The sequence below is a fragment of the Paenibacillus anseongensis genome, assembly GCF_009757995.1.
Taxonomy (GTDB): Bacteria; Bacillota; Bacilli; order Paenibacillales; family NBRC-103111; genus Paenibacillus_E; species Paenibacillus_E chondroitinus.
On record NZ_WSEM01000012.1, the window covers coordinates 73,945 to 85,925 of the forward strand.

An 11,981-nucleotide genomic window follows, 5' to 3' on the forward strand; every position below is an offset into this window, starting at 1 on the left:
TTATCGTTACTATGTTTAGGAGGGAAGTCCCATCAAAAAGCCAACCATTCTTGACGTTGCCGAAAAAGCAAACGTAACTCCCTCCACCGTATCCAGAGTTATGAATGCTTCCAGCCTCGTTAAACCTTGCACAAGGCAGCGGGTGCTGGAAGCCGCCAAGAGCCTCTGCTACATTCCAAACAAAACGGCTCGCGTGTTCAAATCCGGCAAAAGCCATATCCTAGGACTCGTGATTAGTACGCAGCATATTAGCGAACTCGTCTTAAATGCCGGATTCCAAGCAAGGTTTAAAGCGCTAACCGCCAAAGCGCACAACGAAGGATATAACATGCTCATTATCACTTCAACCGATGCTGAACCCAACTCCTACTTTGAAGTAATCAAAAATCAGGTAGCCGATGGATTTATCATATTAAGTCCGTCTATCAATGAGTCCTTGACCTCCCTGCTTGAGGAAGCCGGCATTCCCTATGTGTTCAATATGAAATATTCCAATAATCCCGAAGATAGTTACTATATCTCCTCGGATGATGTTGAGGGTGGATATATGGCGGCTAAATACTTGCTAGATTTGAACCATACGGATATTCGCTTTATTCTTGGTATTGTAAAAGGGACTATTATGCCTTTCAATGAAGATCGCGTGCTTGGTTTCAAAAAGGCACTCGACGAATACGGCATCGCGTTCAAACCGGAAATGATCGTCACCATTCCCGGTCAGATGGAAGAGAGCTACAATTTAATCCACCAATTGTTCCAAACGCAAAAGCCCTCGGCCCTGATGATTTCTAACGAAACAACGACGGTGGCCGCTTTAAATTATTTTTACGATTATGGTTACCGTATTCCGCAGGATGTGTCTGTCATCGGTTTCGGTCCATCGGAATTTTTCCGGCATCATCGGCCGAATTTAACGAATGTCAGCTATGACATTACATGGTCCAGCGACAAGCTGGTCGATCTGCTGTTGCAACGAATTGAAGGCAGGCCAGTGGCTCTTGAAAGACCGAAAAAACCCGAGCTGATCATTCGGGGGAGTACGGCAAGATATGTTCAGCCATCTGTCTTGGCAGTAAAAGAACACTGATGAAAAAACTCCGTACGAGTAAGGGCTGGTCTCCTAGACCTGCTGCTCAATACGGAGTTTTCATTTTTCATGTATCGCATGTTCACCTACCTGTCGAGAATCCGGTCCCGACCAGCTCGCATTTCGGCTAGAAACTCAGGCCACCATTGCTTTTGATCCGATCGTTCATCCAACTTAGCCCTCTCTTCCACAATTCGGGGCAATAACTCCTCCGCTTTCTTCTTCAGCTCCTCCAAGCCGCCGACCTCCGGTACAAGCCATTTTCTGCCGATTTGCGTGTGAAGCACCTCATCAGCCCAATCGTAATCCTGAAACGTGATAGCAAGCTCGTTGTACGACGATTTGGCAATCTCCCACTCTAGCCGTTTCCCTGTCTTTTTGGGCATTTGCCTTTGTTCGAAATACCACAGAATGATGTGCGCTTCCAACGGTTCGAACTTCGCGTTCAACGTTAAGCTTGTTCTAAAGTCAATGGGGTATTTATAAAATTCAACACCGTCTTGATACAAACCAACCTCACCGAGCATGGAATGACGGGCCTCATCCCACAGTTGTCTGCTCATATCCACATAATAGTCCCACGGTTTCCCCTTCGTCTTGTAAATAATTGGCCCCATCCACTCTGGCACCGTCATTTCCTTCAACCTTTTATAGATCAAGGCATATGTTCTCTCGTCTGAAGGGCGTGTCTCCTCCAGATAGTATTCGTCTATTTTTGCTGATGAGTTATACGCATCGGCAAATCGGGCATCCCGGCGTGGTTCAGCTTTCATGTCATAAGGTTTGCCATCCTGGGTACGAGGAGCGACAGGCGTCCAATTCGCTGATTTTTCCAAATCACCTGAGAAGCCTCCTGCCGCTTGCAAACAACATTGCAAATGATCTTGCCATTGTTGTGCCGCTATTCGATCCTCCTCTGTTATCATCAACGCTTGTATCGCCTGCTCCCCCCATAGCTGCATCTCTTCTTCTTCCACTAGGATGATTTTGAGCACTCGACACGTAGGATGATCCACTAACGGATTGGTTTCTACCAAATACTTGTTTAAACATCGAATAAGTTCCTTCTTGGCTACGCTATAAATACCAACCATAAGCTCCAGGGTCGTTTGCGACCGAATCAACTCTAGGAAAAACAATTCAATTCCTGCGTCTGGTGTTTTGTCCAAATCATGCGGAGGTTCGCGCATCTCCGTAATTCGCTTACGAAGCATAGCACTATGCTCGGCATCGAGCCACATATGCAAGCCCGAGGCACACTTCACTTCCCATTCAGGCACATGGGCAATATGTGCGGCGAAAATATTCGTCAGTTGAGTTTCTACGTACACATACCTTTTCAATAAACTCACCGAACGGTCAATGTCATAACCGACATTGCAGGCTTGTTCATAGCTGCAAATACCTGCTAAAGGAATTAAGCCCAGATTGTTATTTCTGACTCTTTCCATAGTTGCCCCCTTATCAAAAATAAGAATGGTACCGTTGCCATTTTTACTCAAGCTCCAAGGCGTTATAGAGAAGCAAGTCGCGATATTGCCCGGGTGTGATGCCTTCGCTTCGCTTAAAGGCACGTATAAAACTGTGCACATTATTGTAGCCAACTTTATTACTGATTTGACAAACCGTCCAATCATTCAAGGAAAGCAATTGCTTGGAGCTTACGATGCGCCTTGCAGTCAATAAGTTATAAAAAGTGCTTCCTGTGTACTGCTTCAATAAACGATTAATATAGGTAGAGGAGCACTTCATTAACTCAGATACATGCTCAAGTCCAAAGTCCTGGTTAAAGTGTTCATCGATGTAGGACTTGATTTCCCACACAATACGTTGGTTTTTGTCCACACGCAATGCAAGCATATGCTTACATATATGCAGGCAAATCTCTTCCAAATAGCGGTGAATCTCTTGCTTGGTTGCAAACTGCTCCACGCTGGCACATGGGTCAATATCACATTCCATCATGTCTCTGAGTGTAAAGCCAGCTTTATATACCGTTCGAATAATGGCGTGCGTCAAGTGGAGATACACACGCCTCGCTGCGCTCGTATCTTCAGGCTGAATAGCATCCATGCACAGCTTAATGTAGTCCAGCGTACTTTGCAGCTTCTTGACTGTGCTCCGCATAATCGTACTGCAGAGCCTTTCTTCTAGCTCAAAAAGTGTTGCGTACTCATAACTCTTATGTGTATTCCGATCATCAAATGGGAGGCTTTCCCCATTCCTCGAAGCCGTCGTTGGCATACGTGCAACATAATTCAAATTGTAAAAAGTGGTTCCTTTGTTTAAAAAATGATATGTACGCGTCATCTTCTTGGAAATTTGCAACGAATTATGCAAGGTCATACCCCTCTCTTTATTGAAATTTACATAAGAAATGGTACCGTTGCCATTTTACTTTACAAAGAACTGAAAGCACTTACAACATTATATTAGACCCGCTTTCAAAGGATGTCAACCTGAATTCCCACGTTTTTATTGAACAATTTACTGTAATTTTTTCAGATAAAATGATATAATGGCATCGTTATCATTATTTCATTCCACGCTTTCCAAAGGAGAGAGTCTCCATCAAAAAGCCTACTATCCGTGACGTCGCCTTGAAGGCGAATGTCACTGCTTCTACCGTCTCTAGAGTATTAAATGATTCTGACCTCGTGAAACCCCGAACAAGGCAAAAGGTTCTAGAGGTCATCGAAAGTCTCGGCTACATTCCAAACAAGACAGCTCGCATCTTCAAGTCCGGCAAAAGCTATATTCTTGGACTAGTAATTAGCCAGGCTCATATTAGCGAAGTCATGTCCAATGCCGGATTTCAAGCACAATTTAAGGGCTTGACCGAGAAGGCCCACAAAGAAGGTTACAACATTTTAATCATCACTTCCGCTGAAGGGGACGCTTATTCCTATTTTGAGGTAATCAAAAATCAACTCGCGGACGGCTTTATTATTTTCAGCCCCTCTCAAAATGATACGTTGACTTCCTTGCTAGACGAAGCTGAGATCCCTTACGTCTTCAATATGAAATACTCTGACAACCCTCAAGACCGTTACTACGTATCCTCGGACGACTTTGAAGGCGGGTATATCGCAGCTAAATATCTGCTCGATTTGAACCATACGGATATTCGTATGTTGGTTGGAAGTGTCAAAGGCAGTATGTTATCCTTCAATGTCGAAAGAATAAATGGCTTTAAGAAAGCCTTGGCCCAGTATGGTGTACCGTTCAAAGAAGAAATGATCGTCCCTATTATTGGACAAATGGATCAAAGCTATAATGCAATCTACCAGTTATTTCAGACGCAAAAACCTTCAGCACTCCTGATCTCGAATGAGATTACGACGGTCGCTGCCTTGAACTATTTCGCTGATCAGGGGTACAGAGTGCCACAGGATGTATCTATTATTGGCTTCGGGCCTTCCGAGTTTTTTCGCACGCTGCGTCCCAATTTAACAAATGTCGGCTACGATATATCCTGGACCAGCTCCAAGCTTGTAGATCTTCTGCTGCAGCGGATTGAAGGCAAGACACCGTCTTTTGAGATGCCTAAGAAACCGGAATTAGTCATCCGTGACAGCACTGCCCGATTACGGCAAGAGTGACACTTGGTCACTGTACAAGTTGCAACTCCCGCGGTGCAACGTGGCAAGTTCACGGTACTCTTCTTACTTTAAACGGCTTGCACGTCGCAAATAATGAACCTTATAAGGCAACATATCCTCGGAGGGAACTACAGGGCACTATTTTGGCAAATATCCGGCATGCCATGGAAGTAGAGGAACCACAGGGTCTTTTTTCCATGAAATAAGCAGAATTCCCCTAGAAATAGCCAAAATAACGTACCATAGTTCCCTCCAGTTCGCTTTGAAGTCACTTTCCGCTAGAATTGCGTCTCGTCATTCCCTTATGTTCCACCGTACCATACCGCCAAAGGGTAACTCCTCAACCACTCCAACCTTCTATAAGCCCAAAAAAAAGGCACCCAAAGGCACCTTTTTATCAAAACCTTAAAAAACAAAATCATCATCCGTCAAAGCTTCAACGTGAATCGTACGCACATACCCGTTCCCTTTTTTCGAGAAAAAGTCATGCTGTTTCGTCTTCGTGCTAAGTCCGTTCAGAACAATCGGGTTGATATCCTCTTCCGGGAACAACGGCTCTACCCCTAAGTTCATGAACGCTTTGTTCGCGTTGTAACGCAGGAATGCTTTCACATCATCCGCTAGCCCCAGAGGCCCATACAGGCTTTCCGTATAGCCTTCCTCGTTCGCATGAAGCTCCTTCAGCAGCGCAGACAACGTCTCGTAAGCCTCATCTTGCTCAGCAGGGCTAAGCTCTGCGTAAACTTCCTGAGCCAATACACCAATGTACAGACCGTGAATACTCTCATCGCGTAAAATCAAATCAATGATTTCCCCACTGCTTGTCATTTTACCCTGTCCGGCCAAATAAAGCGGGTAATAGAAGCCGCTGTAGAACAAGTAACTCTCCAGCAAAACCGACGATGCCATCGCTAAGTACAGCTCTTTGGTCGTCGTAATATTCTCATAATAATGGGAAATTTTATTCGCTTTGAACTGCAGATAAGGATTCTGCTCTACCCATGCAAATAATTCATTGATCTCTTCCGTAGTCGACAGTGTCGTGAAAATAGAGCTGTACGACTTCGCATGAATTTGCTCCATCATGCCCATGAAGCTGAGCACCGCTTTGCGCTGCAGCCCGTCAACATGCTCAAGAATCTTCGGCATGCCAACACCGCCTTGCATCGTATCAAGCAGCGTGAGGCCGCCCAGCACCTTCATGTAGAGCTCACGCTCAGCCCCGCTCAGCGTGATCCAGGACATTTTATCGTCAGACAATGGAATTTCCTCGTCCGTCCAGAACTGCATAATGTTCTGATTCCAGAATGTTATCGTGAAATCATCATCCGGCCGGTTCCAGTTCACCGCTTTTTTGACGATTGGCTGATTAATGGTAGTTGCCGTGCTCATCTATGTTCAATCCCCTTCCCAATTACACCGAACAGCTGACACATTCCTCAACGGATAGCTGATTCGTTCGCGTGTAGTAGAGCGATTTAAGTCCTTTGTGTGCCGCATACAGATACAATCTAGCAAGTTGTCTCGTAGATACATCACTATTTACGTGCAAAATAGTTGAAATGCCTTGATCCACATGCGTTTGAATTTCCGCAATCAGATCGAGAATTTTGAATTGATCCATTTGATACGCGGACTTATAGTAAAAATAATTGTCACGAGCCATGAATGGCATCGGGTAGTATGTCGTTGAGTTCGCATATGTACGAGTCTCGATCGGTTCTACAATCGGCATAACGCTCGAAGTGGAGTTTTGGATATATGAAATACTTTGTGTTGGCGCAACAGCCAAACGATAAGCATGATACAATCCGTGCTTCTGGACTTCTTCTTTCAGTTTGCTCCAATCGTCCCGTGATGGTATCTCCATACCTCCAAACAGTTCCTTCACTTTATCCGTAACCGGACGGTAATCGGTCTCTGTGTAACGGTTAAAATAAGCGCCGTTCGCATATTCAGACAGCTCAAAGCCCTCGAAGACCTGCCCTTTTGCTTTGGCAATTTCCATACTTTTTTCAATCGAATAGTAGTTCATCGCCATGAAGAACGTGCGGACGAAATCCTTCGCTTCTTCGCTCTCATAGCTAATTTTGTTTTTGGATAGATAGCCGTGCAGATTCATAACTCCCAGACCAACCGAGTGCAGCTCACGATTCGCTTTAGCCACGCCTGGCGCATTGCTGATCGTCGTCATGTCACTGACCGCTGTCAGAGCCGTCATACCTTCATGAACGGTTTCACGCAATTTCTTGTGCCCCATCACATTCGCAATGTTCATAGAAGCCAAGTTACAGCTGATATCACGCAGAATCACATCATCTTGACCGTAATCATTGATTTCCGATGTTTCTTGCAATTGGAAAATCTCTGTGCAGAGATTGGACATTTTGATCGTTCCGATACCTTTCAGGGCATGATCCTTGTTCGCATTCGTACGATTCATCATATAAGGATAACCGGATTCCAGTTGCGTTGTCGCAATTTTGATCAGCATGTCACGCGCGCTCATCACGACTTTTTTCTTCACTTTCGGGTTCGCTAACAGCTCATCATACATTTCATCAATATCCAGATCATCCAGATGCTTGCCATAAGCTTGCCACACCGTATAAGGCGCAAAAACATGAAGAGGTTTGTTCTCTTCCGCCAGTTTGTAAAACTTATTCGGTACGATAAGACCGATGGAAAGTGTTTTCAGACGCGATTTCTCATCTGCATTAATTTTCTTGCTATCCAGGAACTCCATAAGATCCCAGCCGAAAATGTTATAATAAGCCGCTCCGGAGCCTTTGCGCTGCCCCATTTGATCCGCGTAGGAGAACGCATCCTCCATTAGCTTAAGAACAGGCATAATCCCTTTGGCTGCGCGTTCTACGCCTTTGATAGACTCACCGCGCCCGCGAAGTTTGGACAAGTTAACGGCTACGCCGCCGCCAATTTTGGACAGCTGCATGCATGTCGCCAGCACGTAGTTAATCGAGTTGAGAGAGTCGTCCATCTCCAGAAGGAAGCAGGAAACCATCTCGCCACGGCGGCTTTTCCCTGCGTTCAGGAATGTCGGCGTCGCCGGCTGCAAACGCTGCTCCATCATCGATACAGCAAGCGTACTCGCAGTCTCAACGTTACCGCGTCCCAAGTAAAGCGCTACAATCGCAACGCGATCCGGGAAATGCTCCAGGTATAAGGATTTATCGTCACTGCGCAAAGCGTAATCTGTATAGAATTTCGAAGCTGCCATATAGGAGGCGAACTCGAACTGATGATCGTGGGCCACTTGATACACTTGATTTACTTCTTCTGTTGTGTAGTACTCATAGACATTCTCATAATAGTTGTTATCAATCATATAACGAACCTTTGAAGAAGTATCGGGGAAAGTGAGGCTTTTACTGTGAACATCCTGCATAAAAACTTCAACAGCTTCTTTATCCTTCTCTAGTTGAAAAAAACCATCCGCTCCGCGTTGCATTAATAAATTATTCAGCTCAATGTGCCGCAATTGCATGTACCCCCTGAACAAATCGTTCTACATCATTTTTGGTGCCGGATAACTCAAACTTCGTTAACACAGGCACATCATAAAGCTGTGAAATGGTGTCTGCGCTTTTGGCAAACCCGTCTCCCCAGTTGCGGTTGCCGCTTGCTGCTACTCCGATCAAATTGGAGGCATTCGTTTCCAGGAAGGAACTTACCTTCTCAGGAACTTGGCCAAATCCAGTTGTGTAGGTAACGAGCACGAAAGGCTCGTCCACTTTCAACGCTTCCTCGATTTGGATCGCCGGCATTTGAAGTTTGTTAATAAATCGGCGAACATTCCCCGTTTTCGAATCGTAAGCAATCAGCATGGGCTCCGTCTCCTAACATCTCTATCATTGGTTCAAGCATTCTCGTTCTTGTGTCTGTCTTATGTAGATAACCTATATGTAGTTAGTAATATAAATCTTACCGTCCATCCATATCTAGTATTGTCCTCTGTCTCCTCGACAAAATAAGCGAATTTCCGCAAGCAGGAAAACGGCTGAAAATAGCGCTAAATCGGGTATTTTCCCGGTATTACGCGGTATTTCCGCTGCGAATTCAGGAGTTGCCGAATTCGCTTTTTCCCACGACATCTAGTTGATAGATTCAAATTTATATCAATATATTGTGTTTGTCAACGTGTATTATGACACATTTCCGAGCCCAAAATAGGCAAACCCAGACGGGGCGTGGCTCGAGAGGATTTGAAAAAATATTTTCATTTTAGACTTGAAATTTTCACATTTGTCGAAAGGAACTTCGCTTGGAATCTCTTCTTTTCCCCTACTAGATCTAGTTCCGTCCCCCTCTCAAAAAAAGCCTCTCAAACCGTCTCAGAGGCCATCTTAAGACATTGTAAACAACAATCCGACCCTTCTATCCTGAGACATAAAAAAGCTATCCACGCGCACATGAGGGTGCCATGAATAGCTCATTGATTTAGCTCATTGATTTAGCACATAATTTCGTCCGTTACTAGCCGTTGCGTTTTTGGAAATCAATCATGAAATCTGCGAGCGCTTTGCAGGAAGCGTAAGGAACCGCATTGTAAGTAGATGCTCTCAAGCCGCCTACACTGCGATGGCCTTTCAACCCGACAAATCCGTTCTGCTCGGTTTCCTTGATGAATTTCTTCTCCAGCTCTTCATCCTGCAAACGGAACGTAATGTTCATGGCCGAACGGCTGCCTTTATCGACAGGACCACGGTAGAAACCGCCGCTTTGATCAATTGCGCTGTAGATCAAGCCTGATTTCTCCAAATTGTTTTTCTCGATAACAGCTAATCCGCCTTGTTCCTGAATCCATTTCAACACAAGGTTCACCATGTAGATGGAATACACCGGAGGCGTATTGTAGAGGGAATTGTTTTTGCCGTGAATGTCATAACGAAGCATGGTCGGGATTGTTTTCGGCAGGTCCTGCAGAAGATCTTCTTTGACGATGACAACCGTCACGCCGGATGGACCTAGATTTTTTTGGGCGCCGGCATAAATCATGCCGAATTTCGATACATCAACCGGACGGCTCAGGATATCGCTGGACATATCCCCGATAAGCGGCACATTGCCTGTGTCCGGGTAGCTTTGGAACTGAGCGCCTTCGATCGTTTCATTGGAAGTCAAGTGGAGGTAAGCGGAATCCGGATGAATGTTGATTTCACTGAGATCCGGAATTTTCATGAATTTGTTCTCTTTGGAGCTGGCAGCAATCGCTACTTCTCCGAAAAGGTTTGCTTCTTGTACCGCTTTCTCAGCCCAAGCACCGGTCAGCACATAGCTGCCCACTTTGCCTGGCTTCAAGAAATTCATAGGAATCATAGCGAACTGCGTACTTGCTCCGCCTTGTAAGAACTGTACTTGATAACCGTCAGGAATAGCAAAAATTTGCTTCAATAATTGCTGCGTTTCCGTATGTACTTGCTCGTACTCCGCGCTGCGATGCGAAATTTCCATGATCGACATGCCGATACCCTTAAATTCGACAAGTTCCTCTTGCGCTTTCTGCAAAACTTCGAGCGGTAATGCCGCAGGCCCTGCGTTAAAGTTATAGGCCCGATTTCCCATGAATGACCACACCTTTGCTTTTGTATTATGGCTATGATAGCAATATTCTCCTCATGCATCAAGTAAAACCTTAGTTGGCAATGCTAGTTGAAGCAGGAAACCGGAACCAGGCTACACGACATAAAAATCCAAAAAGGAGCCCACACTCACATGCATCCCTCCGCTCATTCGACAAAAGCGCTTTCAACACCGTCCGACACGTACCGGCTTTTTGTCGGCATCCAGCTCCCGCAAGAAGCGCAGCGGGAGCTGGCTCTCGTGGCCGCCGCCCTCAAGGAGCGGCTGGCTTTCCAGAAGTGGACGCATCCGCAGGACGTCCACGTCACGTTAAGCTTTCTCGGCGACGCATCCGCCGAGAAAGCTCAGGCGCTGGCGCACGACCTGCGCCAGCTTGCAGCAGCTGCGCTGCCGCTGACCCTGCACGCCGACGGGCTCGGCGTGTTCGGACCTCCGGCAGCGCCGTCGGTGCTGTGGGCGGGCGTCGCCGGCGACCTGGAAGCGCTGGCTGCGCTGCAGCGCGAGGTCGCAGGCGCCTGCGCCCGCCAAGGCTTTCCGGCCGAGGCTCGCGCCTACCGGCCGCATCTCACGCTAGCCCGCCGCTACCGGCTGGCGGCGGAACCGTTCTCGCGCGCCTCCTTGGCAGGCGCGCCTTCGCTGCCCACGTGGCGGGTAGAGGACATCGTCCTCTACCGCAGCCACTTGGGCCGGCAGCCTTCGTATGAGCCGCTGGGCGTTTTTCCTTTGGGCCCCGGCGTATAACTTCCATTATTTTCACAAATAATGTATAAACTTGCCTACTGTTTCTAACATGTAAGGAGGAAATCACATGCCCGATGCTTATGAAGTCATCGTACGCACCCTTTTAGCCGTAATCGTATTGTTCATCATGACCAAGATTCTTGGCAAAAGACAAGTGTCCCAATTATCTCTGTTCGAGTACATCACGGGTATTACCATCGGAAATCTGGCTGGAGCGATATCCTTGGATATCGATTCGAAATGGTACCTCGGCCTGATCTCGTTAACCGTTTGGATCGCGTGTTCGCTAGGCATTGAACTATTACAGCTTAAAAGCAAAAAAATGCGCGATTTTATTGACAGCAAAGCCACTGTACTCGTTAGGGACGGGAAGGTTTTAGAAGATAATTTAAAAAAAGAGCGGCTCACCACGGATGAACTTATGGAACAACTGCGCAAGCGTTCGGTTTTCAAAGTAGCGGATGTTGAATTTGCAATCATGGAGCCAAGCGGTGAAATTAACGTATTGCTGCATCGGGAGAATTTGCCGCTCACTGCAAAGCATTTGGGCATCAAGGTTGCACCGGAGAAAGAGCCGCAAGCCGTCATTATGGACGGTGAGATATTAGATGAAGCATTAGCAACCCTTTCATTTAACCGGGGATGGCTGAAAACGGAGTTGGACAAGGTCGGGGTAACCGTCGAAAATGTATTTCTAGGGCAAGTCGACTCTTACGGCGAGCTGTATCTTGACTTATTTGACGATAAGATCAATGTTCCCATACCGCAGGAAAAAGCTACTCTCTTCGCGACTCTGAAACAGTGCGAAGCAGACCTCATGCTGTACGGACTGACAACCAACAATAAACAAGCCAAAGCGATGTACGAGCAATGCTCCAAGCAAATGGAGGATATTCTCGATCAACTTAAGCCTATATTGACGCGATAATCAGAAAGCTCCCCGCCGTGGC

General features: G+C 46.4%; 10 protein-coding genes. 4 read left to right on the forward strand and 6 right to left on the reverse strand.

The window, feature by feature from the left end; all coding sequences use genetic code 11:
- The first annotated feature begins 46 nt into the window (after positions 1 to 46).
- The gene (locus GON05_RS12740; protein ID WP_309491832.1) at positions 47 to 1,087 is read left to right on the forward strand and encodes a LacI family DNA-binding transcriptional regulator; all 1,041 of its coding nucleotides are present in this window, start codon (positions 47 to 49) and stop codon (positions 1,085 to 1,087) included.
- Between the two features lie 86 nt (positions 1,088 to 1,173).
- Here the strand turns inward: GON05_RS12740 and GON05_RS12745 are convergent, their stop codons facing one another.
- On the reverse strand, positions 1,174 to 2,538 hold the full coding sequence (locus GON05_RS12745; RefSeq protein ID WP_157319502.1) for a hypothetical protein: 1,365 nt from the start codon (positions 2,536 to 2,538) through the stop codon (positions 1,174 to 1,176).
- Between the two features lie 43 nt (positions 2,539 to 2,581).
- Complete coding sequence (locus GON05_RS12750) at positions 2,582 to 3,397, reverse strand: helix-turn-helix transcriptional regulator (RefSeq protein WP_221435227.1); 816 nt, start codon at positions 3,395 to 3,397, stop codon at positions 2,582 to 2,584.
- A gap of 275 nt (positions 3,398 to 3,672) precedes the next feature.
- On the opposite strand from GON05_RS12750, the gene GON05_RS12755 reads away from it, so the two are divergent.
- Positions 3,673 to 4,689 (forward strand): LacI family DNA-binding transcriptional regulator, encoded by a 1,017-nt coding sequence (locus GON05_RS12755; protein WP_309491834.1) that lies wholly within the window; start codon positions 3,673 to 3,675, stop codon positions 4,687 to 4,689.
- 405 nt (positions 4,690 to 5,094) lie between these two features.
- Here the strand turns inward: GON05_RS12755 and nrdF are convergent, their stop codons facing one another.
- The 4 genes from nrdF to serC all read right to left on the reverse strand — a co-directional run bounded on the left by nrdF (position 5,095) and on the right by serC (position 10,272).
- Positions 5,095 to 6,081, reverse strand: coding sequence for a class 1b ribonucleoside-diphosphate reductase subunit beta (nrdF, locus tag GON05_RS12760; protein WP_127457574.1), 987 nt, complete (start codon positions 6,079 to 6,081; stop codon positions 5,095 to 5,097).
- 22 nt (positions 6,082 to 6,103) lie between these two features.
- On the reverse strand, positions 6,104 to 8,188 hold the full coding sequence (gene nrdE, locus GON05_RS12765; protein WP_157319505.1) for a class 1b ribonucleoside-diphosphate reductase subunit alpha: 2,085 nt from the start codon (positions 8,186 to 8,188) through the stop codon (positions 6,104 to 6,106).
- The gene (gene nrdI, locus GON05_RS12770; RefSeq protein WP_127457572.1) at positions 8,175 to 8,534 is read right to left on the reverse strand and encodes a class Ib ribonucleoside-diphosphate reductase assembly flavoprotein NrdI; all 360 of its coding nucleotides are present in this window, start codon (positions 8,532 to 8,534) and stop codon (positions 8,175 to 8,177) included. Before nrdI ends, nrdE begins: the two co-directional genes overlap by 14 nt.
- 649 nt (positions 8,535 to 9,183) lie before the next feature.
- The gene (serC, locus tag GON05_RS12775) at positions 9,184 to 10,272 is read right to left on the reverse strand and encodes a 3-phosphoserine/phosphohydroxythreonine transaminase (protein WP_127457571.1); all 1,089 of its coding nucleotides are present in this window, start codon (positions 10,270 to 10,272) and stop codon (positions 9,184 to 9,186) included.
- A gap of 150 nt (positions 10,273 to 10,422) precedes the next feature.
- Here serC and thpR point away from each other — a divergent pair, with 150 nt between their 5' ends.
- Together thpR and GON05_RS12785 are read left to right on the forward strand one after the other, a co-directional pair.
- Positions 10,423 to 11,031 (forward strand): RNA 2',3'-cyclic phosphodiesterase, encoded by a 609-nt coding sequence (gene thpR, locus GON05_RS12780; protein WP_157319506.1) that lies wholly within the window; start codon positions 10,423 to 10,425, stop codon positions 11,029 to 11,031.
- A 67-nt stretch (positions 11,032 to 11,098) separates the two neighbouring features.
- Positions 11,099 to 11,959, forward strand: a complete 861-nt coding sequence (locus GON05_RS12785; protein WP_157319507.1) for a DUF421 domain-containing protein — start codon at positions 11,099 to 11,101, stop codon at positions 11,957 to 11,959.
- Positions 11,960 to 11,981 lie beyond the last annotated feature (22 nt).